The following is an 18,772-nucleotide window of genomic DNA, read 5'->3' on the forward strand; positions in this document are numbered from 1 at the left end:
GAGCCGTGATAAAATCTTCCTGCCGCGGCCGGCAGCGAGAAAAAGCGCGCTTTCCGGGCCGGTCCTCATTCGGGATGAACCCCGGAAAAGCCGGTGCGGCAGAGGCTCTTTCAAGCGCGAAATTCCCCCTTGACTCTGACGCTGCGTCAACTGATATCCTATTTTCAGGGAGGGATGTCTATGGAATATTCCATTCAGGAGCTGTCGCGCCTGTCCGGGGTGACCACCCGCACCCTGCGCTGGTACGACCAGATCGGCCTGCTGAAGCCCAGCCGGGTGGCGGAGAGCGGCTACCGCTACTATGGCAAGGCGGAGGTGGACCGGCTGCAGGATATTCTCTATTACCGGACCCTCGGGGTGGAGCTGGCGCGGATCAAGAAATGTCTGGACGATCCCTCCTTTGACCGTCTGGCCGCTCTGCGCAGTCACCTGGCCGCGCTGGAGGCGGAGCGGGAGCGGCTGGAACAGCTCATCCGGTCGGTGAGAGACACCATCGGAGCGGAAGAAAGGAACGAGATCATGAGCGACGAGCAGAAATTTGAGGCGTTCAAGCAGCGGGCAGTAGCCCATAACGAGGAAGTTTATGGAGCGGAGATCCGCGCCAAGTACGGCGATCAAGAGGTGGACGAGGCCAACGCCGCAGTGATGAACCTGACCCGGGAACAATATCAGGAGTGGACGGACCTGGGCCGGGAGATCCAGGAGCGGCTGGAGGCCGCCGTCCAAGCCGGCCTCTCTCCGGAGAGCCAGGAGGGCAAGGAAATCTGTGCCCTCCACCGCCGGTGGCTCACACTCACCGGAAACCGATACGACCCGGCTAGGCACCGGGGGATTGCGGAGCTCTATGTGATGGACGAGCGGTTTACCGCCTACTACGATAAGCGCCTTCCCGGCTGCGCCCGTTTCCTGCGGGATGCTGTGGTTCACTGGGCAAAATAGAGAACAAACAGGCCCCGGCAAAAGCCGGGGCCTGTTTGTTCTGATTTCAGCCGATTATGCAGTTCCACTTGAGTGGAAAAGCCCTCAGTCCCGTCTCCCCGGCCTCCCAAGCAGCCCTTTTTATTTTCTGTTCGGTTTTCTTTTGATGGACAGCAGGCTCATAAACTCTTCAAACAATGAGGTGTCCGTCGGCTGGAACATCAGCCACTTCCCATCATGATAAGTCTTTGCCTCGTCGTAAATCCTCTGTACTTCTTTGGAGTACTGTGCTTTGTTTGTTTCAAATTTCAAACGCTCGTCTTTTCCCAGGATGATCATGAATCCGATGCAGTTTTCTCTCGCGTACAGCGCGCACAAAGTCTTGCCGCCCCGCCGGTATTTGTACTCGTAGACCCAGGCTTTTCCACCGCTGCTCCACAGACGCTCCATGCTATATGATGCGTCAATCAGAGCACATAACCGGGTCCAAATCTCATATAAAGGTTCTCCCACCAAAGTTATCATCTGCTCCGCATTCGGAACCATATCAAGCACGGCACTCACCTCCTCCCTGCGGTTGCCAGGAAACGCCTCAGGATGGTTTCCTTAGATGCCTGCGGCGGTTATGTTCACAGAGTCTCCAGCTTTTCCTTGTCCAGGATGGCTACCATGCCCCGGGACAGTTTCACCAAGCCCGCGCTCTGGAACTCCCGCAGGGTGCGGGTGATCACCTCCCGGTGGGAGCCCAGGTGGTTGGCGATGGTCTCGTGGGTGATCCGCAACTCGCAGGCCCCCTCAATGGCGGCCTCCTGCAGCAAAAAGGCGGCCACCCGTTTGTCCATACTCTTCCACATAAACTGCTCCATCCGGCTCATGACCTCAGAAAACCGACTGGCCACCAGCTCGTTGGTGTAATTGGACACCGCTGTGGACTCAGACATGAGCTGCTGGTAGACTCCCGACGGGATGCTCCAGAACTCGGTGTCCTTTTCCGCCTGAATGGTCACATCAAACTGGATAGAGCGGATGAGGCAGGGAGCGCAGAACAGGCACAAATCCCCCTCAAACAGGCGATAAATGGTGATCTCCCGCCCCTCTTCCGAGTAGACAAAGGCCCGCAGCTGTCCGGTCCGGATCAGCAAAACCCCAGTGCAGTCCGTACTGCCGCCCCGCAGGAGCGTACCCCGCTCCACGGCCTGATTGGTCAGGGAGGCCAGGAGACGCCTCTGCTGGTGGGGTTGAAGTTGGTCCCAGATGGGGAAGTAGGTCTGAAAACTCATGCTGCGTCCTCCTCACAGTGTCCTCAGTATACGGGACAAGCGCAGCGACTGTCAACCGCGTTGAAGCGGGAGTTCACAAATGTTTGCCGTCCCCGTCCGGCAGATTTTTTTTGCGGGATCTCCCCCAGAGTGATCACATCACAGACAAAATCCCACCGTTTCCGTATCATAAATATAATGTATCGAGCCCGGCGCAGCGCCGCGGCGGCTTTCCATAGAGACCGGCACTTGGCACTGTTCATCATCTTGCAAGGAGGTTTTTCATATGAGAAGCATCTCCAAGATCACCTTCACCAGCGGCGTCAACGCGGCCTCGGCGGAGTTCGAGACCCACAGTCAGATCGACCGCTGCCCCCTGTGCGGCATCGCACTGAACGAGAACGGCGTGAGCCCCAAGTGCGGCTATCGGAAGGGATGAGCTCCCGGGCCTGCCGTCACCCCGAAAGCAGACACAATCAAGGCTTTGCAGCGCGCCGGACCCGGGAACGATCCGGGTCCGGCGCTTTTTCAGGAGGTCATAGAAGCATGGGCAGAAAATGGTTCTCTCTTCTGACCGTTTCGGCGCTGCTGCTGAGCGGCTGCACCACCGCCCCCGGCGGGCCGCCGGAGACAGGAGCCGATCAAACCGCGCAAATCGAGCACCCTTCCATACAGTCTGAAGAGGAGGAGTTTTTCATGGATACGGCGGAAAACGTCATTTATCTGGCAGGAGGCTGCTTCTGGGGCATCGAGGCCCTTATGCAGTCCATCCCCGGCGTGATCGACGCCCAGAGCGGCTACGCCAACGGCACCGGTCAGGCCGACGCCAACTATTCTGCGGTGTGCGCCGGAAACACTGCCTTCCGGGAGACGGTGCGGGTGGAGTACGACCCGGAACAGGTCAGTCTGGACGCTTTGCTGCTGGCTTACTTCTACGTCATCGACCCCACGGTGGAAAACCGTCAGGGCAACGACATCGGCAGCCAGTACCAAACCGGCGTCTACTACACCAACGACGCGGCCAGGGAGACGGTGGAGCGCATCGCGGACATGGAGCGCAGCCGCAGCCGGGCGTTTTTCGTGGAGATCGGCCCGCTGGTGAATTTCTACCCGGCGGAGGACTACCACCAGGACTATCTGGCCAAGAACCCCGGCGGCTACTGCCACATCCCCCTGGAGGAGATGAAGCTCTTCTCCCAGCTGCGCATCGACCCCGGCGACTACCGCAAACCCGCGGCGGGGGCCATCCGGGACAAGCTGACCGCCGAGCAGTACCGCGTCACGCAGGGCAGCGGCACGGAGCGGCCCTTTGCCAACGAGTTTTGGGACCAGTTTGAGAAGGGCATCTATGTGGATGTGGTTACCGGCGAGCCGCTGTTCTCCTCCACGGATAAATTCGAGAGCGGCTGCGGCTGGCCCGCCTTTTCCAAGCCCATCGAGCAGCCCGCCGTGGTGGAGCTCCCGGACGACAGCCACGGGATGCACCGCACTGAGGTCCGGAGCCGGGCCGGGGACTCTCACCTGGGCCATGTGTTCACCGGCGACCCGGAGTCTCCCAACGGCGTGCGCTACTGCATCAACAGCGCCTCCCTGCGCTTCATCCCCTACGCCAAAATGGAGGCTGAGGGCTACGGGTATCTGTTGGATTTATTTAAAAAATAGGCTGCTTTATGAGAAACCCGGCATGTGCGTCAAGCATATGCCGGGTTTCTCGTCAGAGTGGATAAACTTGTGTTTCGCAGGAAGTTACTTCTTTTCCACCGGGATCCAGATCTCACAGTAGTAGTCCTGGTCCTGGGTTCCGTTTTCAAATTTGCTGGCATCGCTGTACAGCTCCACATTGATACCGGCCGCGATCTTATAGTCGGGGTTCGTGGGCAGCCACTGGGAAAAGATCTGCTGGTTCAGTCCCTGGAGCGCCTGAGGCATCCGGCCGGTGCAGGGGAAAACCGCCCAGGTGTGTGCCGGGATGGTACGGGTGGTGAAGCCGTCCGGGATTTCCCTGGCGGGATCGTAGTTGTCGGCGATGAGATATTCAAACTCATTGCCGCCCATGCTCTCGTCCAGGTTGATGCCGTACATGCCGCACACCACCTTGCCTCCGCCTGTGCTGAAATGCTCTGTCCAGAACTGGGGGACCTGGACCACCGCATCCTCATACTTGAAGGTTTTTGCCCGGCAGAGTACCGTAAATGCCTCTTTTTTCATAATCTTACAATCCATGCTTTGACCACCTTCCAATGTCACTTTGATCCGAAGCGGAGCAAAGGAACGGACCGCGCCTCCGCTTTTTCGCAGTGCGGCAGGTGTGAGACCATGGAAGCGGGTAAAGGCTTTGGTGAAGCTGTCCGGCGAATCGTAGCCAAACTCCAGTGCGATGTCGATGATCTTCCGGTCCATCGCGAGGACCTCCAGCCCGGCGGCGGAGAGCCGGCGCTGGCGAATGTAGTCGCCCACTGTCATGCCGCACAGCATAGCAAAGCCCTTCTGAAAGTAAAAGGGGGATAAAGCCGCCTGCTGCGCAATTTCCCGGATGGTCAGCTCCTCCCGGAGATGTTCCTCGATATACTGGATCGCCTGATGAATGCTTGTTACCCAATCCAATGGTCACACCGTCCTTCTGGATTCAGCATATCGGAAAGCAACGGACTCTGCCCGATTTTCCATGCTCATATTTGTCTGGTGGTACGGATCGCACTGTTCAGCTTTGCACGCTCCCAAAACATGTCCTATGCCTTTTTCCGTGTCAGGAACACGCCCACCAGCGCCGCGATCAGAGCAAAGGGCGCCAGGCGGACAAAGGCCCATTCAAAGGCATGGACGGCCACGGCTATGACGGCGGTCTCCGGGGCGCTGTAATCCCAGCCCAGGTAGGGGCTGTTCACCACCGTCAGGACTGCGGCGACGGCCAGAATACCCACGCACACCGCGATGAGCCCCCAGTGGAGGGCCGAACGCCGCATAGCCTTTCTCCGGGCCAGCTGCAAATTGATGACCTCCAGCTTTTCCGAGAGGGATTTGACGGTATCCACCTCTGTCTCTGTCACCGTCTCCCCCAGCAGGGTGCTGACGGGTGTTTCCAGAGCCTCCGACAGGGCGATGAGCAGATCGGAGTCCGGGACGGACAGACCCTGCTCCCATTTGGAGACGGTCTGCCGCACCACGTTCACCTTGACCGCCAGCTCCTGCTGAGAAAGACCCTTGGATTTCCGGATGGCTTTGATGTTTTCGCTTAACATGAGGGATCACTCCTTTCGGCCCCATTGTAGGGAAAGCGGCCCGTTGCCGCAAGCAACGCAGAGTAACACGGCTCATTTCAGCAGTTCTTTCCGCAGATCGTCCAGATATAACCTCTGCTGCCGCCTCAGATAGCCGGGGACGAAGGGGCGCATCCACCAGTTCTTGGCATGGACAGTTTCGGTGCAGTGGAGCCGGGTGCCGCCCTCCGCCGACTCAAAGATGCCTTCCCAGGAGCCGGACATGTTGCTGTTCTCCATGGTGAAGGCCCAGCGGCGGAAAGGCTCACAGGCCGTGACAGCAAAATGTGTGGCATAGCCGCTCTTGGTGTGCTCCACAAAGTGGGCTTCATCCAACACCTCCACCCGGGCCAAGTCACTGCGCCAGGCGGTGTAGGCAAGGTCAGTCACAACCTGCCACACCCGCTCCACCGGGCAGGGGAATTGGACGGTCACTCTGGAAGTCGGCATACGCTCACCCCTTCCTCGGTTTCTTGTTCAGCTTCAGGCTGACGCCCCGGCGGTCCGCTGCTCCCTGGAGGAGTTCCACGGCTGCCAGGGCCCGCTCCTTTATGGATTGCTCAGCCAGTTCCGGGCGGCTGGTCAGTGCGGCCATCACAGAGCGCAGATCCTCCAGGGGCAGGAGATAGACCGCCGCGTGGAACAGCGTCTTGCGGCGTCTATCGTTATAGCCTGCCAGAAGTTCGTCCAGGATGGCCCGCTTTTCCTCCAACCGGACCAGGTAAGTCTCCAGCCCCACCTCACGGGCCTGGGCGACGTCCTGCTGCCGGTTCCGGTGAGGCACGAAGGAATCCCCGTCGTCGAACCCGTCGTAGCGGGAACAGGGGTACTCCGGGCACTCCCAGCAAAATTGGACCCCGCCGTGCTCCAGGGAGCACCTGGCGATGGTGCAGCTTTGGTTGCCCGCCCCGCCGCCGCAGCCGGGACAATAGCCGCCCAGGTGCATGGAACAGAGGGCGCAGTTCAGACCGCAGAGGGAGAAGCGGGTCTCTTCTCTGGTAAAGCCTTTCATGGTGTTTCCTCCCTCAGAACCACAGCGCCTGTTCCTCCCGGAACACCGGGGTGTCTCCCTGGGCGTAGGGGTCATAGCGGTTTTCGTTGCAGCCGAATTCCTGCAAAAAGCAGATCTGATTCGCTTCATTCCAGCGGATGAGGGAGAGGCCGTCAAAGCTCTGGACGGTGCCGTCCTTCATGGCACACCGGAAGGCCCACTCCACCACGGTCTCACTCCCTTTGTGGAAATACTGCCGGATGTCCCACCGCTCCACGGTGCCCCGGCCGTTCCACTCGTCAAACCACAGCTTGATCTTCCCGCTGCCGTGGTACTCCGGCCCCCAGCTCTCGATGTAGACGGCGTCGGGGGCGAAGAGCTCCTCGATCCCCGTGTCCTGTTTGTCCAGCCACATGGAAAACCAGCGGCAAACCTGTGACTCCCGGTGGTTGTATCCTGCTTCGCTCATCTGTTGTCCTCCCTGCGGTACTGCGTCTCCCGTACCGGCATCCCGCCAATCTTGTCATCTGCATAGGTTCCGCTGGGACGGAACCCCATGTGCTCGTAAAAGGTTCTGGCCCGCTGATTTCCCTCCAGCACCCACAAAAAGATATTCCGGTAACCCATGGTCCCCAACTGTTCCACCGCAGCAGAAAACAGCAGTTTCCCGTAGCCCTTTCCCCAATATTCCGGCAGAAGATAGAGCGAAACGATCTCTCCCCAGCCCGGCAATTCCGGGATGCGGCTGGCGCAGCAGCTGGCGGTACCAACGATTTTTTCTCCGTCCAGCAAAAGCAGAGACTCCCGGCCTGCCTGCTCCAGATAGGGAACCCATTTTCCCGCCGGCAGGCTGTCCAAATATTCCTGGGGCAGCAGCCCGCGATATGCTCCGCGCCAACTCTCCTCATAGACCCGGCTGACAGCAAAGAGATCGTCGCCGTTACGAAGGTTTCTGATTTCCATAGAAGTTTCTCCTCGTTCTGTCCGTTTAATGGGCTGCCGGATGACGGTTTTCAGCTTTTCCGGCTGGGTCCGCCGGGCGTCGCTCAAATAGATCTCGTGGTGGAAGCGGCCCTGGCTGAAATCAAACACATAGCCCCGCTCCTTGGCGAACGCTTCCATGGAGGCCACGGTGGCTGGTTCATTGTCGTAGGGGCCGATGTGCATGCACTGGACGCACAGCCCCTCCTCCCAGGGGAAGAACTCCACCTTAGAGAAGTCCCGCTGTTTCTTTTCCGTCGCCTCCCGGACGGCCCAGTCAAAGGCCTCTTCCGTCACAAACTCCGGCAGGCGGATCAGGGAGATCCACCGGAAATCCTCCTTGCGGGCATAGTCCACCCCGTGGACGCCCTCCTGCCACCAAAGCCCCTCCAGCGGCGGCACCACGTAGTCGAAGTAGCCCTCCAGTCGGTGCTGTCCCTGCTTGCTCATTTTGATGGTGAAGGCCACCGCATAGAGCAGCTCCAGGGCCTGCTTATAGGTGCCGTTTTCCTCATTGGGATCTCCCTGCCCCCGCACCGCCAGGAAGTTCATGGCAGGCACGGTGACGATGCCCGGTGCCTTGGGCGGCAGATAGAATTCCTTGTACTCCTTCTTGTAGTCAAAGGCCATGGTCATTTCCTCCTCTTTTTGGGCTGGGCCTGGAGGGCCAGACAGGTGAGGCGGGTGAGGGCGGTCAAGGTGTCCCGGTCGTCCACATCCTCCACCCAGATGTAGTCATTGGCCCCCGCATAGGGCGGGGCCTTGGGCAGATTTGGAAAGGCCGCTTCGCCTGCCGGGGTGACCTTGACGAAAAGCTGGTCATCGCAGATGACGGCAAAGAACACGCCATCGCAGTAGAGGCCGTATTCGCCGAACATCTTCCGGCTGCGGATAGCGCCCGCCTGGCGCAGCTGCTCGGCCACATAGTCCACAAAGTCCTGATGAGAGGCCATGTCAATCCCTCCCGTAGCGGTCGGCCAGCGTTTTCGTCAGTTCCCCCAGACGCTCCCGCAACTCCTGCGGCTCCAGCAGCTCCGCTTTGTCCCCGAAGGTCAGCACCCAGCTGAGCACGCTGTCGGCGTCAGGAAAGCCGCCGATGAAGCGCAGCCGGCCGTCCGGCTCCACGGTGAAGCGGTCCGCCCCGTACTCCTCCACCAGCCGCCAGCGGCAGGCGGGATCAAAGAGGACGGTGACCTGATATTTGACCGGAAAGACCCGCTCCGGCTCCAGGTCGGGCAGGGGTGCGTGTCTTGATTCAAAGGGTTCACCGGCAGCGAGGTCCGTCATGCGGTTCAGTTTGAACAGGCGGAAGTTCTTACGGCTCTGGCACCAGCCCCACACATACCAGGTGGACCAGTGGAACACCAGGTAGTAAGGTTCCACGGTGCGCACCGACTCCCCCTTGGGAGAGAAGTAGGCAAAGCGAATGGTGCGGCACTGCTCGATGGCCCCCTGAATCAGTTCAATTTTGGGCGGCAGACTGGTCTTGTACCAGGAGGAGAGGTCGATGAGCATGTGGGCACCGCCGCTCACCAGCCCGTCCGTCCCGGCGGAGAGCTTTTCCATCAGCTGGGCATAGCGCCGGGTGCCGCTGACGCTGTCCAGGCTCCGCAGCCCCGCCAGGATAGCCTGCATCTCGGGATCGGTGAGTACAGTGCGGTCCACCCGGTAGCCCTCCATGATGGAAATGCCGCCGCCTGCGCCCTGGGCAGTGGCGATGGGGATGCCCGCCCGGCACAGGGACTCAATGTCCCGCTGGATGGTCCTCCGTGACACCTCGAACTGCTCCGCCAGCTCCGGGGCGGTGACCCTCTCCCGCTGGAGCAGAATGGACAGGATACCGATGAGCCGCTCCATCTTCATGGGATACACCGCCCTTCTTGTTTTTGTCCATTATACCACAGGAACACGACAACTGTCTGTCATGTTTCTTAAAGAATTGCAGAGGCGCACATCGTATGGTATCATAGCCCCATCAAGGCTGCCAGGCGGAGGATGGAGCACCCATGGAAATCAGAAAAGTGGAGACGGACAAAAAGAGATACCTGGATCTACTGTTGCTGGCCGACGAGCAGGAGGACATGATCGACCGCTACCTGGAGCGGGGGACCATGTATGTGCTGGAGGAGGACGGTGTCAAAGCGGAGTGCGTGGTGACCGACGAGGGGAACGGCGTCCTGGAGCTGAAAAACCTGGCCGCGGCACCCGCCTTTCAGGGTAGGGGCTACGGCAAAGCCATGGTGGACTTCCTGGTCCGGACATACCGGGGGCAGTATGCGGCGCTGCAGGTGGGCACCGGAGACAGCCCCTCCACCATTCTGTTTTATGAATCCTGCGGCTTTCGGCGGCACCATCTGGTCCGGAACTTTTTCACCGAACACTACGACCACCCTATCTATGACTGCGGGGTGCAGTTGGTGGATATGGTGTATCTCCAACGAGAGTTATGAAAAAAGTGGAGTGTCCGATTTCCGGACACTCCGCTTTCAGTATTGCGTGGTGATCTCGCCCTCTCCGATCCCGTAGAGGCGGCGGAACTCCTCCAGGTCGCCGGGGGTGCGGATCAGCATGATCTCGGTGAATCGCCCGGTGCGGAGGTCCCGAAAGCCCGCCACCTTCTCTCCGGTGCAGATGCTGGCGCGGATCACGGGCGCCTGGGTCTCCCGGTCATAGGTGCGTGTCTCCCGCTTTTTCCTGAAAAACATCCCGCATCCCTCCTCAAGTCTGCGCGTCGGTCTCCCCGAGAAACTCCTCGATGGCGGCCACCGTCTGGGCTTGCTGCTCCTCCGCGGAGATCGTGGCGGGCAGGTCCCCCTTCTGGGGGCCGTAGTTGCCGAACTGGGCGTGGTTGCCGCCTTCGATCTCCACAATGTTCTCCGTATAGTCGATGTGGTCCTCCACGCTTTGGTTGAGGGAGCCGTAGACGGTCAGGGTCTTTTCCGGCGGGTAGTCTCCGTAGATGTAGGCCCCCAGCAGGATGAGGCCGTCCACCTCGTCCGGGTGGCTTGCGGCGAACTGGGAGGCCATGGCACCGCCCATGGAGTGCCCGGCCATGTACCAGTGCTGAATATCCGGGAACTGCTCCATGACATCTTCCGCCGCGTTCGCGTCAAAGATCGCCATGCGGAAGGGCATGTGGACCAGGATGCAGGTGACGCCGGTTTGCCGGATCTGCTCCAGCAGGGGCAGATAGGCCTCCGCCTCCACCTTGGCGCCTGGATAGAAGATGACGGCGGTGTCCATGGGGTACGAGGGCGAGAGGATCGTCAGATCGTCCTGCACCGTGATGGTGTTGTCCTGGGCCAGCACCTCCAGAGCGATCTCGTCCGCCGGGTAGTAATCCGACACATACCAGAAAAAGGCGCCCGTCAGGACGGACAGGACCAGCAGGACGATCCCCCCTGCCAGCAGCCATTTTTTACGGCGGGGCATTCGCTTCGTTTTCATGGTCCAATCACCTCATTGTCCGGGCGCGGCATGTTACACCAGATGGATCTATCATACCGTCAGCACCCACCTCTGTCAATGAGGGTCCACCAGACGGACATTGACATGCGGCACGATTCTTGATGCTGTCTGCATTTCAACGGGCAAACAACCCGTTCAGCCAGGTCCCGATAAAGTCCTCCGCCTCCCGGGCCAGTTTCCCCTGCTCGGGAGATTTGCTGATGGTGATGATGAGATCCTCGTATTCCGGGTTGTTCTCTTCAATAAAACCGTGGAAGGAGCCGGCATATTGCTTCACCTGGGCGGATACCCCGTTTGCCTCCAGTACCTCCTGATAGGCCAGGCTCTCCTCGCTGAAGGAGTCGTTGTCCGCCAGTACGAACAGCGCCGGGGCCATGGTTGCCCTCTGCTCCGGGGACAGGGCGTTGTATCGCTCCACCGCGTCCCCGATGTAGGCATAACACAGCACCTGGGCCGCCACATCCACATTCTCCGCCTTGATGGCCAGGACTGCCGCCGCGGTGTGATAGGCCCCCGCCGAATAGCCCATGACGCAGAAGCGGTCCGGGTCGGCGCGGTACTCCTCCGCGTGCTCCTTGAAGTACCGGATCACGTCGATCACTTCTTCGGTGCCGTACTCGATGGGCGTCTCATCGGTCATCAGCCGGTAGTTGATGGTGACCACGATCACATTCCAGCTCCTGGAGATTCGGTCGCTCTGGGTATCCAAGGTGTCCGCGTCCCCCGCGATGAACGCGCCGCCGTGGATATTGAACACCACCGGCAGGTCGCCCCCTTCCTCCGGGATATACAAATTCACATCCACCGGATCCTTTCCGCTTCTGGGGACATCGAACTGTACTCCCAGCAGCTCGTCATCGGTCTTTGTCATGTTGGCCTGATCCTCCACCTGGCTCTTTTCCAGCTTCTGACCGGAGTGGACCAGAAATGCGATCCCTGCCGCCATCAGTACGACGATGCACAGAAGAATGATCCCAAATATTTTCAATCCTTTTTTCACGCAAACACTCCTTGCTTTTTTGTCGAGGCAAGTGTATCGTGAAGAAAGAGCTGAGTCAAGTGTATCAGCCAAAATGAGACAGTTTGGAAGGAGCTGTATCATCATGAACAACCAGGAGAAAAACACCTATGTCCGGGAACAGCTCACCAAGGCTCTGATCCAACTTCTGCAGGAGAAACGCATCGAGGACATTTCCGTCAGCGAGCTCACCCAGCGGGCCCAGGTGGGCCGGGCCTCCTTTTACCGGAACTACCAGAGCCTTTCCGATATTCTGTACCAGTACGACCGGCTGCTGGTGAACACCTGGGGCGCGGCATACGACGCGGCCCCCACTTCCAACATCTCCAATCTCTTCGGGCGGCTGTTTCAGCACTACAAGGACCACGCGGACTTTTATCTGCTTCTGTACCGCAACGGGCTGACCGGGGCCATGCTGAACACCATTCAGGAGCGGTGTGGCCTGCGGTCGGAACTGGGGAACCGGGAGGCATACGAGAGGGCCTTCTGGGCCTACGGCATCTACGGCTGGCTGATGGAGTGGATGAAGCGGGGCATGGTGGAATCTGCCGACGGCATCAACGCCATGCTGCAGAGCCAGTGACGGATCTTTCCCGGCAGGAATCCGCGATCAGCGCCCGGCAGTCAGGCCGCACCACCGCATAACACAAATCAAAAAAATACATCCCTCTGAAACCGCAGATTTCAGAGGGATTGTGTTCATGTTTCGGGCTGTTTCCAGTGGTTCAGCTTTGGCAGCCGGGCTTCAAAGTAGGCTCTGACCTGCTCCGGGGGCCAGGTCTCATTGGACATATGACTTTCCAGGAAATCCAGCAGTTCGTCAAGGCTGGTGTAGACGAATTTCCCGTCGGCATAACACCATTTGCAGTACTCCTCGTTAAAGGTGCCGTCCGGCTCCCGGCTGATGTTGGCGTTCTCCAGAGGCATACCGCAGCACTGGCAGATCAGCTGCCTGGGGGACCCCAGCAGGGTATTGATGGAGACATCAAACAGCCTGGAAAGAAGTTTCAGCGTCTCTGTGTTGGGCACCGTTTCACCGGTCTCCCAGCGGGAAACCGCCTGACGGGTCACATGCACTTGTTCCGCCAACTGCTCCTGGGAGAGTCCCCGCCTGGTGCGCAGTTCCAGAAGGATTTCTTTGGGTTCCATGTTGATCACCACCTTGCCTGGATCATACCACAGCGGGAGCAAAAAGCAAAGCAACTGGCTGTTGCCCCCATTCTGCTTTACGCCCACATCAGGCATATCAGTTTTTATATGCAATAGGAAAAGATTCCCGCCCGCCGGCATCCGTGGATGTTCAGCGGGCGGCACGGTTTCTTTCAGGTGTCCTGTTCGGGGTATTTGCCATAGGCGCCTGTCCAGTGCTCCGCCATGTTCAGGAAGGCGGCGTGGCCGTGGGCGCGGATGTACTCCAGCGCCTGCTGGTACTTGCCGTATTTGTAGCCGGGGTGGTTGAGGAAGGACTGGATGGTCTCGCAGGACTCGTACTCCCCACAGTCTCCGCAGGTGACGTGGCCTCTGGCCAGGCAGCACTTTTTCATCCTGCACTTTGCCCGGCTCAGGTCCCGGGAGCCGTCCAGGTATCCCGTCTTGCAGCCCTTGCAGGTGTTCCGATACTCCCGGCAGGTCCCGCAGTACGCGCCGCAGCAGCCGATCTCCTCTGTTCCGCTCATTGGGACGCGCTCCCTTCCCGGCAATAGAGGTTCAGGAAATCGCCGATGCGCTCTTCCACCGCGCGGAGGGACGCCTCATCGCCGTATGGGATGTTGATGCACCGCTTGCCCTTTTTGCAGGCGGGCAGACGCTCCGCCAAGCGGTTCAGAAACGCCTCGTCGGAAAAATGGATAGAGAAATGGTTTTTCGCGGCGGAAACCGCCACATATCCCTCGTACATCTTCTTCCCCAGCAGCCACATGGGCATGGAGAAAGAAATTTTAGGATCCAACTGCGGATATTCCGCACGCATAAAGTCAATAAACGCACTGACATACCGCCGCTGCTCTTCGTTCAGCGACGCCACATATTCGGAAACAGAAGCTGCGCCCATATCGTACTTCCCACTGCCTACTGGGACTGCCGCCGGTCCCACTCTTTTTTCAGGATGGCATACTGCACCGTGTTTTCATACCTGGGCGTGCCGTCGGGATCGTTCACGAAGGAGATGAACTCCAGGAACAGGCCCTCCCGGCGCATACCCAGCTTTTCGCACAGGTGCTGACTGGAGAGGTTATAGTCCTCCGTATAGGCGTAGATGCGCCGTGCGCCCTTTTGGGAGAAGAGATAGTCGAAGAACGCGTGGGCCGCCTCGAAGGCGTACCCCTTGCCCTGGTAGGCCTCGTTCAGCATCCAGCAGGGGCTGAAGGTGTCCCGTGGGGCGTGCTCGTCCGCGTGGGGCTCGCCCGTCTCCGGGTAGGCGTCGATCTCTCCGATGACCTTGCCTCCGTCCTTCAGGGTGATGGCGAAGTAGTATTCCGTCTCGCCCAGCCGCTTTTTCACGGCTTCCCTGGCCTCGTCCAGAGAATGCAGCTTCATGCTGGCAAAGCAGTTGACCGCGGGTTCTTTCAGATATTCGTAGACATCCGCTGCGTCCGTCGCCAGAAAGGGACGCAGGATCAACCGTTTTGTTTCGATCACCATACTTCGTTACCTCAATCAAATAGAAATGGGATACAGTGATACCTGTATCTGCGTTTTTACCAGTGCAGTTCGCATTTTCCGGAAGCCTGCTGAAACTTCCACTGCAGATAGTATCGGCCGGTTTCCCCATCCAGACGGATCGACTGGGTGGGATTTTGACTGCTGAGTTTCAAAAGCGGCTGCTTGTTCCGATCCAGCAGCAGGACTTCCGCCTCGCCTTTGGTCAGTCGGGCATCCAAAGCAAATGCGTAAATCCTGTTTTCATAAAAGCGCCCCATGTGCCGGACCCATCCGGTGCAGGCATCCAGCTTTACCTTGTCTCCGGTTTTCCCGGGTAGAAACGCAAACAGGATCGCTTTGATACATTTCGTGGTCGCAATCGCACCCCAATAGTAAGGCAATCCCTTAAACTTCATGCTCCCGTCCTCCTGTATATCGGGCCCCTGCCTATCCTTCCCGGCCTCGTCCAGGGAGTGCAGCTTCATGCCGGCAAAGCAGTTGACCGCAGGTTCTTTCAGTCATTCGTAAACGTCCGCCGCGTCCGCCTCCAAAAAGGGACGCAGGATCAGCCGTTTCGATGATTATGCTCTGGCGCCTCCGTGAAATCAAGGGCGAGAAACCCAGTTCCATCGTTTTTGCAGTATAAAAAATTCCGCTCCGGGCCCGATCTTCGGAACCCTTTGACGGTTTTTTCGTCTATGCATATAGTAGCACATTTCTGCAAGGAGGGAAAGTGTATGAAGAGGCGGAATGTCATCAGCATCCTGCTCTATCTGCTTGGCGCCGCTCTTTTGTGATCGCCAATTCCGCAGTCGTCAGCGGCAGTCCGATCCATCTGACGTACGTTCAACGGGTCATTCTTTGCAGCGCGGCAGTCTGCTCCATCGGAACAGCTCCATTCATTGGTCGATCCAAAACAAGAGTTGGCATGGTTATGAAGCTGGTCGCTGCAGCCGCATTGATTTGGTGTATCTTTGCATTTGGCGGGTTTATGAATAACAGTATGGCATAAATGGCAGCAGCCAAGCAGCTTCCCGTTTGGTGAACAGAATATCAGATACTGACTGTAGGGGCAAGGTTGAAATACACCTTGCTTATTTTTGGCTTTAAGAAAGCGATGAGGCCGCCATGGCATGCACCAACATTTTTTGATCCCCAATGGGTAAAAATTCACCAACATCACAAGATTTCGGTACAAGTGAGGGAATTTAAGGCGTTCAAGCAGCGGGCCGTGGAACACAACGAGGAAACCTACGGAGCGGAGATCCGCGTCAAGTACGGCGACCAAGAGGCGGACGAGGCCAACGCCGCGGTGATGAACCTCACCCAAGAACAGTATCGGGAGTGGGCGGACCTGGGCCGGGAGATCCAGAAGCGGCTGGAGGCAGCCGCGTCCAAGCCGGGCTGTCCCCGGAGAGCGAGGAGGGCAAGGAGATCACCGCCCTCCACCGCCGGTGGCTCACCCTCACGGGGAACCGGTACGACCCGACCAAGCACCGGGGGATCGCCGAGCTCTATGTGATGGACGAGCGGTTCACCGCCTACTACGACAAGCAGGTGTCCGGCTGCGCCCGCTTTCTGCGGGACGCCGTCGTCCACTGGGCAAAGTAAGACACAAGAGCGGCCTCCGGCTTTTCGCCGGAGGCCACTGTCTTATGCTCTTTTCTCGTCAGGAAAACGCCTACCAGCGCCGCAATCAGGATGAAGGGTGCTCCCATTTGGAGGCGGTTTTCCGCACCACTTTTACCTTCACAACCAATTCCTGCTGGGAAAGGCCCTTGGATCTCCGGATGGCTTTGATGTTTTCATTGAGCATAGGGGCTCACTCCTTTCGCTTCCCATTGTAGGGAAGGCGGCCCGTTGCCGCAAGCAACACAGAGTAACAAAGCCCATTTTTCCGCGCCATCCGCCCCAACTGTTTGCGTCGCTATATCAAAGATAAGGCAGGAGACGGGAGCGCGTCAAGGCCGCTTTTGGAAAGCGGAAGTAAATCCGTGTAAGTGCGAAAGGCAATGAGAAGTCCGTTTTTCGATCAAACAGGTCGGAAAACGGACTTCGTTCACTTTGACGGCAGCGCAGGGGTTGACAAAAAAAGTATTTCCACTATACCTTACCAAAGGTAACTATATGGAGGGGACGATATGGAACCGAAAACGATCAAAGCGCTGCTGGATGCCTGCTATCTGGCCAAGCGCATCCGGGATCTGCTCCCAGCGCTGCCCCAGGGCGTGACGCCGGCGTATATCACGTATCTGGACGTGATCCAGACCCTGCAGCAGCAGGGCAGGCAGGTAAAGATCTCTGACATCAGCGACACGCTGAATCTCCCCCGGCCGGGCGTGACCCGGACGGTGAAAGAGATGGAGGCCAAGGGCTTCCTCTGCAAGCACGCCTCCCCCAGCGACGGACGCATCACCTATATTTCCGTCACCGAGGCGGGAAAGCAGCTGTCTCAAATATACAACGAGGAGTATTTTTGCCGTTTGGCGCCGCTCCTGAGCGATATTTCCCAGGAAGACGCCGACCGCACCATTCAGACCATTCAGAAATTCTATCGTGTCATGTCGGAAGGAAGCGTTTGTGTTGGATAAGAAAAACTCGGATTTTACTCAGGGCAATATTCTCAGGAAGCTGCTCCTGTTCATGGTCCCCATTCTCGGCGCCCTTATTTTGCAGGCCGCATACGGAGCGGTGGACCTGCTGGTCGTGGGCCGGTTCGGATCCACGTCCGGCCTCTCCGCCGTCTCTACGGGAAGCCAGGTCCTGAACCTGGTCACATTCGTCGTAACGCAGCTGGCCATGGGCATTACGGTTTTGATCGCGCGGTACCTGGGTGAGAAAAAGCCGCAGCAGATCGGGCCCGTCCTGGGCGGCGCCGCTCTTGTGTTTGCGTTGATCTCGGTGGTGCTGTGCATTGTTTTGGTCTGCTTCGCCCGCCCCATCTCCGTGCTGATGCAGGCGCCCGCGGAATCGCTGGATCTGACCGTCAGCTATGTGCGCATCTGCGGAAGCGGCATTTTCTTCATTGTTGCCTACAACGTGCTCTCCGCCATTTTCCGGGGGCTGGGCGACAGCCGGTCTCCGCTTCTGTTCGTCCTGGTGGCCTGTGTGGTCAACATTTTCGGAGATCTGCTGCTGGTAGCCGGGTTCGGAATGGACGCAGCGGGCGCGGCTCTCGCCACGGTCATTGCACAGGCCGTCAGCGTGGTCTGCGCGGTGGTCTTGCTCTTGAAAAAGGAGCTTCCGTTCACCTTCAGCCGAAAAGATATCCGGCTGAATCCCCAGTGCCGCAAATTCCTGGCCGTCGGCTTGCCCCTGGCGCTGCAGGAGTGCTTGACGCAGCTGTCCTTCCTGGCGCTGTGCGCCTTTGTGAATCGCCTGGGCCTGGAGGCTTCCTCCGGGTACGGCGTGGCCAGCAAGATCGTCAATTTCGCCATGCTGATCCCCAGCGCCCTCATGCAGTCCATGGCGTCCTTCGTGTCTCAGAATGTGGGCGCCGGCAATCCCAAGCGCGCCAAACAGTCTATGTTTACCGGGATCGGTGTGGGTCTTTGCTTCGGCTGCGTGGTCTTCGTTCTGGTCATGCTGAAAGGCGATGTGCTGGCTGGCTTCTTCTCCACCGATGCGGCGGTCATCCAAAAGGGCTTTGAATACCTGAAGGGATTTGCCCCGGAGACCATCGCCACCGCCGTCCTGTTCAGTATGGTCGGTTACTTCAACGGAAACCAGCAAACCCTTTGGGTCATGATCCAGGGGCTGGTCCAGACCCTTCTCGTCCGCCTTCCCATGGCGTATTTCATGAGCATTCAGCCCAACGCCAGCCTGACCAAGATCGGCCTTGCCGCCCCGGTTTCCACCGTGGTCGGGATCATTTTGAATGTGGGATTCTACATTTATTTTACCCGTCGGCAAAGCAGGCAGGATCCTGCGATCAGTGCGGTCAGCAGCAAAGACTGACAATGCCAGCGCGCCAAAGGCCGTTCGCTTCACATCGCGGGTTTCAACCGAAAGGCAGGCTGTGATTGCATGCCCTGTACGGCACGAGTTCTCTTTTGGAATCGGGAGACTTGGAGCGGCAATGCTCCGCGGTAAACCATGCAAAAGCCCTCTGGAGTTCGGCTCCAGAGGGCTTTTGGTCCGAGTGGGGAGACTCGAACTCCCGGCATCTTGCTCCCAAAAATATGTCCGTCCTTTCAAATAGAGCTTTTGTACCCTGTTTAACGCTTTCCTATGCTCCGCC

The 18,772-nt window shown here is 58.6% G+C and carries 27 protein-coding genes and 3 pseudogenes; 10 read left to right on the plus strand and 20 right to left on the minus strand.

All coding sequences use genetic code 11. From position 1 onward, the window contains the following. Positions 1 to 180 precede the first annotated feature (180 nt). A complete protein-coding gene (locus ACVDHE_RS15685) occupies positions 181 to 939 on the plus strand; it encodes a MerR family transcriptional regulator (protein ID WP_458885126.1) in 759 nt (252 codons plus the stop codon). A gap of 120 nt (positions 940 to 1,059) precedes the next feature. On the opposite strand, the gene ACVDHE_RS15690 is transcribed toward ACVDHE_RS15685, so the two are convergent. After that, positions 1,060 to 1,473 carry a DUF3788 domain-containing protein gene (locus ACVDHE_RS15690; protein WP_458885127.1) on the minus strand — a complete coding sequence of 138 codons (414 nt, stop codon included), beginning with the start codon at positions 1,471 to 1,473 and terminating at the stop codon, positions 1,060 to 1,062. A 74-nt stretch (positions 1,474 to 1,547) separates the two neighbouring features. Next, positions 1,548 to 2,198 (minus strand): Crp/Fnr family transcriptional regulator, encoded by a 651-nt coding sequence (locus ACVDHE_RS15695; protein WP_325285255.1) that lies wholly within the window; start codon positions 2,196 to 2,198, stop codon positions 1,548 to 1,550. Positions 2,199 to 2,463: 265 nt separating this feature from the next. Between ACVDHE_RS15695 and ACVDHE_RS15700 the strand changes: the two genes are divergently transcribed. Together ACVDHE_RS15700 and msrB are read left to right on the plus strand one after the other, a co-directional pair. Next, positions 2,464 to 2,616 carry a hypothetical protein gene (locus ACVDHE_RS15700; RefSeq protein ID WP_458885128.1) on the plus strand — a complete coding sequence of 51 codons (153 nt, stop codon included), beginning with the start codon at positions 2,464 to 2,466 and terminating at the stop codon, positions 2,614 to 2,616. Between the two features lie 257 nt (positions 2,617 to 2,873). Next, positions 2,874 to 3,839, plus strand: coding sequence for a peptide-methionine (R)-S-oxide reductase MsrB (gene msrB, locus ACVDHE_RS15705; protein WP_458886189.1), 966 nt, complete (start codon positions 2,874 to 2,876; stop codon positions 3,837 to 3,839). A gap of 84 nt (positions 3,840 to 3,923) precedes the next feature. Here the strand turns inward: msrB and ACVDHE_RS15710 are convergent, their stop codons facing one another. The 9 genes and pseudogenes from ACVDHE_RS15710 to ACVDHE_RS15750 form a co-directional block, all read right to left on the minus strand. After that, positions 3,924 to 4,781, minus strand: a complete 858-nt coding sequence (locus tag ACVDHE_RS15710) for an AraC family transcriptional regulator (RefSeq protein WP_458885129.1) — start codon at positions 4,779 to 4,781, stop codon at positions 3,924 to 3,926. A 125-nt stretch (positions 4,782 to 4,906) separates the two neighbouring features. After that, a complete protein-coding gene (locus tag ACVDHE_RS15715; protein WP_458885130.1) occupies positions 4,907 to 5,416 on the minus strand; it encodes a helix-turn-helix domain-containing protein in 510 nt (169 codons plus the stop codon). Between the two features lie 72 nt (positions 5,417 to 5,488). Then, entirely contained in the window at positions 5,489 to 5,884 is a 396-nt protein-coding gene (locus tag ACVDHE_RS15720) for an SRPBCC family protein (protein ID WP_458885131.1), read from the minus strand. A gap of 4 nt (positions 5,885 to 5,888) precedes the next feature. Continuing rightward, positions 5,889 to 6,446: a DUF3795 domain-containing protein gene (locus ACVDHE_RS15725; protein WP_458885132.1), complete on the minus strand. Its 558-nt coding sequence runs from the start codon at positions 6,444 to 6,446 to the stop codon at positions 5,889 to 5,891. 13 nt (positions 6,447 to 6,459) lie between these two features. After that, a complete protein-coding gene (locus tag ACVDHE_RS15730) occupies positions 6,460 to 6,894 on the minus strand; it encodes a nuclear transport factor 2 family protein (protein ID WP_458885133.1) in 435 nt (144 codons plus the stop codon). Beyond that, a complete protein-coding gene (locus ACVDHE_RS15735) occupies positions 6,891 to 7,388 on the minus strand; it encodes a GNAT family N-acetyltransferase (RefSeq protein ID WP_458886190.1) in 498 nt (165 codons plus the stop codon). Before ACVDHE_RS15735 ends, ACVDHE_RS15730 begins: the two co-directional genes overlap by 4 nt. Before the next feature lie 21 nt (positions 7,389 to 7,409). Then, positions 7,410 to 8,036 (minus strand): annotated as a pseudogene (locus ACVDHE_RS15740) (GyrI-like domain-containing protein); the annotation flags it as partial. A gap of 2 nt (positions 8,037 to 8,038) precedes the next feature. After that, a complete protein-coding gene (locus ACVDHE_RS15745) occupies positions 8,039 to 8,359 on the minus strand; it encodes a TfoX/Sxy family protein (protein WP_458885134.1) in 321 nt (106 codons plus the stop codon). A gap of 1 nt (position 8,360) precedes the next feature. Beyond that, entirely contained in the window at positions 8,361 to 9,269 is a 909-nt protein-coding gene (locus ACVDHE_RS15750; protein WP_458885135.1) for a helix-turn-helix transcriptional regulator, read from the minus strand. A gap of 143 nt (positions 9,270 to 9,412) precedes the next feature. Between ACVDHE_RS15750 and ACVDHE_RS15755 the strand changes: the two genes are divergently transcribed. Further along, positions 9,413 to 9,856: a GNAT family N-acetyltransferase gene (locus ACVDHE_RS15755; protein WP_458885136.1), complete on the plus strand. Its 444-nt coding sequence runs from the start codon at positions 9,413 to 9,415 to the stop codon at positions 9,854 to 9,856. 36 nt (positions 9,857 to 9,892) lie between these two features. Here ACVDHE_RS15755 and ACVDHE_RS15760 read toward each other — a convergent pair whose 3' ends face one another. The 3 genes from ACVDHE_RS15760 to ACVDHE_RS15770 form a co-directional block, all read right to left on the minus strand. Further along, on the minus strand, positions 9,893 to 10,111 hold the full coding sequence (locus ACVDHE_RS15760; protein ID WP_458885137.1) for an aspartate dehydrogenase: 219 nt from the start codon (positions 10,109 to 10,111) through the stop codon (positions 9,893 to 9,895). Between the two features lie 13 nt (positions 10,112 to 10,124). Next, positions 10,125 to 10,853: an alpha/beta fold hydrolase gene (locus ACVDHE_RS15765; protein WP_458885138.1), complete on the minus strand. Its 729-nt coding sequence runs from the start codon at positions 10,851 to 10,853 to the stop codon at positions 10,125 to 10,127. A gap of 136 nt (positions 10,854 to 10,989) precedes the next feature. Then, the gene (locus ACVDHE_RS15770) at positions 10,990 to 11,874 is read right to left on the minus strand and encodes an alpha/beta hydrolase (RefSeq protein ID WP_458885139.1); all 885 of its coding nucleotides are present in this window, start codon (positions 11,872 to 11,874) and stop codon (positions 10,990 to 10,992) included. 103 nt (positions 11,875 to 11,977) lie between these two features. On the opposite strand from ACVDHE_RS15770, the gene ACVDHE_RS15775 reads away from it, so the two are divergent. Then, on the plus strand, positions 11,978 to 12,475 hold the full coding sequence (locus ACVDHE_RS15775; protein ID WP_458885140.1) for a TetR/AcrR family transcriptional regulator: 498 nt from the start codon (positions 11,978 to 11,980) through the stop codon (positions 12,473 to 12,475). Positions 12,476 to 12,591: 116 nt separating this feature from the next. Here ACVDHE_RS15775 and ACVDHE_RS15780 read toward each other — a convergent pair whose 3' ends face one another. From ACVDHE_RS15780 to ACVDHE_RS15800, 5 genes are all read right to left on the minus strand, one after another. Further along, positions 12,592 to 13,041, minus strand: a complete 450-nt coding sequence (locus tag ACVDHE_RS15780; protein WP_458885141.1) for a zinc ribbon domain-containing protein — start codon at positions 13,039 to 13,041, stop codon at positions 12,592 to 12,594. Positions 13,042 to 13,214: 173 nt separating this feature from the next. Beyond that, positions 13,215 to 13,568 (minus strand): DUF3795 domain-containing protein, encoded by a 354-nt coding sequence (locus ACVDHE_RS15785; protein ID WP_458885142.1) that lies wholly within the window; start codon positions 13,566 to 13,568, stop codon positions 13,215 to 13,217. After that, positions 13,565 to 13,942, minus strand: a complete 378-nt coding sequence (locus tag ACVDHE_RS15790) for a DUF1801 domain-containing protein (protein ID WP_458885143.1) — start codon at positions 13,940 to 13,942, stop codon at positions 13,565 to 13,567. The genes ACVDHE_RS15785 and ACVDHE_RS15790 overlap by 4 nt, the downstream gene beginning before the upstream one ends. A 17-nt stretch (positions 13,943 to 13,959) precedes the next feature. Then, positions 13,960 to 14,532 carry a GNAT family N-acetyltransferase gene (locus tag ACVDHE_RS15795; protein WP_458885144.1) on the minus strand — a complete coding sequence of 191 codons (573 nt, stop codon included), beginning with the start codon at positions 14,530 to 14,532 and terminating at the stop codon, positions 13,960 to 13,962. A 56-nt stretch (positions 14,533 to 14,588) separates the two neighbouring features. Next, positions 14,589 to 14,948: a hypothetical protein gene (locus ACVDHE_RS15800; RefSeq protein ID WP_458885145.1), complete on the minus strand. Its 360-nt coding sequence runs from the start codon at positions 14,946 to 14,948 to the stop codon at positions 14,589 to 14,591. A gap of 317 nt (positions 14,949 to 15,265) precedes the next feature. Between ACVDHE_RS15800 and ACVDHE_RS15805 the strand changes: the two genes are divergently transcribed. From ACVDHE_RS15805 to ACVDHE_RS15815, 3 genes and pseudogenes are all read left to right on the plus strand, one after another. Next, positions 15,266 to 15,544, plus strand: a complete 279-nt coding sequence (locus ACVDHE_RS15805) for a hypothetical protein (protein ID WP_458885146.1) — start codon at positions 15,266 to 15,268, stop codon at positions 15,542 to 15,544. Between the two features lie 105 nt (positions 15,545 to 15,649). Then, positions 15,650 to 15,862: pseudogene (locus ACVDHE_RS15810) on the plus strand (hypothetical protein); the annotation flags it as partial. 14 nt (positions 15,863 to 15,876) lie between these two features. Further along, positions 15,877 to 16,143, plus strand: coding sequence for a TipAS antibiotic-recognition domain-containing protein (locus tag ACVDHE_RS15815; RefSeq protein ID WP_458885147.1), 267 nt, complete (start codon positions 15,877 to 15,879; stop codon positions 16,141 to 16,143). Between the two features lie 100 nt (positions 16,144 to 16,243). On the opposite strand, the pseudogene ACVDHE_RS15820 reads toward ACVDHE_RS15815, so the two are convergent. Continuing rightward, positions 16,244 to 16,348: pseudogene (locus ACVDHE_RS15820) on the minus strand (helix-turn-helix domain-containing protein); the annotation flags it as partial. 325 nt (positions 16,349 to 16,673) lie between these two features. Between ACVDHE_RS15820 and ACVDHE_RS15825 the strand changes: the two are divergent. Continuing rightward, positions 16,674 to 17,123: a MarR family winged helix-turn-helix transcriptional regulator gene (locus ACVDHE_RS15825; protein WP_119311527.1), complete on the plus strand. Its 450-nt coding sequence runs from the start codon at positions 16,674 to 16,676 to the stop codon at positions 17,121 to 17,123. After that, positions 17,116 to 18,489: an MATE family efflux transporter gene (locus tag ACVDHE_RS15830; RefSeq protein WP_458885148.1), complete on the plus strand. Its 1,374-nt coding sequence runs from the start codon at positions 17,116 to 17,118 to the stop codon at positions 18,487 to 18,489. The genes ACVDHE_RS15825 and ACVDHE_RS15830 overlap by 8 nt, the downstream gene beginning before the upstream one ends. The last annotated feature ends 283 nt before the right edge of the window (positions 18,490 to 18,772 follow it).

Source organism: Dysosmobacter sp. Phy, from assembly GCF_054476235.1.

What these genes read in the sequence shown, in the direction of transcription:
- ACVDHE_RS15685 (WP_458885126.1), top strand. Translation starts at nt 181, where the DNA reads ATGGAATATTCCATTCAGGAGCTGTCGCGCCTGTCCGGGGTGACCACC.
- ACVDHE_RS15695 (WP_325285255.1), bottom strand. Translation starts at nt 2,198, where the DNA reads ATGAGTTTTCAGACCTACTTCCCCATCTGGGACCAACTTCAACCCCAC.
- ACVDHE_RS15700 (WP_458885128.1), top strand. Translation starts at nt 2,464, where the DNA reads ATGAGAAGCATCTCCAAGATCACCTTCACCAGCGGCGTCAACGCGGCC.
- msrB (WP_458886189.1), top strand. Translation starts at nt 2,874, where the DNA reads ATGGATACGGCGGAAAACGTCATTTATCTGGCAGGAGGCTGCTTCTGG.
- ACVDHE_RS15715 (WP_458885130.1), bottom strand. Translation starts at nt 5,416, where the DNA reads ATGTTAAGCGAAAACATCAAAGCCATCCGGAAATCCAAGGGTCTTTCT.
- ACVDHE_RS15720 (WP_458885131.1), bottom strand. Translation starts at nt 5,884, where the DNA reads ATGCCGACTTCCAGAGTGACCGTCCAATTCCCCTGCCCGGTGGAGCGG.
- ACVDHE_RS15725 (WP_458885132.1), bottom strand. Translation starts at nt 6,446, where the DNA reads ATGAAAGGCTTTACCAGAGAAGAGACCCGCTTCTCCCTCTGCGGTCTG.
- ACVDHE_RS15730 (WP_458885133.1), bottom strand. Translation starts at nt 6,894, where the DNA reads ATGAGCGAAGCAGGATACAACCACCGGGAGTCACAGGTTTGCCGCTGG.
- ACVDHE_RS15735 (WP_458886190.1), bottom strand. Translation starts at nt 7,388, where the DNA reads ATGGAAATCAGAAACCTTCGTAACGGCGACGATCTCTTTGCTGTCAGC.
- ACVDHE_RS15745 (WP_458885134.1), bottom strand. Translation starts at nt 8,359, where the DNA reads ATGGCCTCTCATCAGGACTTTGTGGACTATGTGGCCGAGCAGCTGCGC.
- ACVDHE_RS15750 (WP_458885135.1), bottom strand. Translation starts at nt 9,269, where the DNA reads ATGAAGATGGAGCGGCTCATCGGTATCCTGTCCATTCTGCTCCAGCGG.
- ACVDHE_RS15755 (WP_458885136.1), top strand. Translation starts at nt 9,413, where the DNA reads ATGGAAATCAGAAAAGTGGAGACGGACAAAAAGAGATACCTGGATCTA.
- ACVDHE_RS15760 (WP_458885137.1), bottom strand. Translation starts at nt 10,111, where the DNA reads ATGTTTTTCAGGAAAAAGCGGGAGACACGCACCTATGACCGGGAGACC.
- ACVDHE_RS15765 (WP_458885138.1), bottom strand. Translation starts at nt 10,853, where the DNA reads ATGAAAACGAAGCGAATGCCCCGCCGTAAAAAATGGCTGCTGGCAGGG.
- ACVDHE_RS15775 (WP_458885140.1), top strand. Translation starts at nt 11,978, where the DNA reads ATGAACAACCAGGAGAAAAACACCTATGTCCGGGAACAGCTCACCAAG.
- ACVDHE_RS15780 (WP_458885141.1), bottom strand. Translation starts at nt 13,041, where the DNA reads ATGGAACCCAAAGAAATCCTTCTGGAACTGCGCACCAGGCGGGGACTC.
- ACVDHE_RS15785 (WP_458885142.1), bottom strand. Translation starts at nt 13,568, where the DNA reads ATGAGCGGAACAGAGGAGATCGGCTGCTGCGGCGCGTACTGCGGGACC.
- ACVDHE_RS15790 (WP_458885143.1), bottom strand. Translation starts at nt 13,942, where the DNA reads ATGGGCGCAGCTTCTGTTTCCGAATATGTGGCGTCGCTGAACGAAGAG.
- ACVDHE_RS15795 (WP_458885144.1), bottom strand. Translation starts at nt 14,532, where the DNA reads ATGGTGATCGAAACAAAACGGTTGATCCTGCGTCCCTTTCTGGCGACG.
- ACVDHE_RS15800 (WP_458885145.1), bottom strand. Translation starts at nt 14,948, where the DNA reads ATGAAGTTTAAGGGATTGCCTTACTATTGGGGTGCGATTGCGACCACG.
- ACVDHE_RS15825 (WP_119311527.1), top strand. Translation starts at nt 16,674, where the DNA reads ATGGAACCGAAAACGATCAAAGCGCTGCTGGATGCCTGCTATCTGGCC.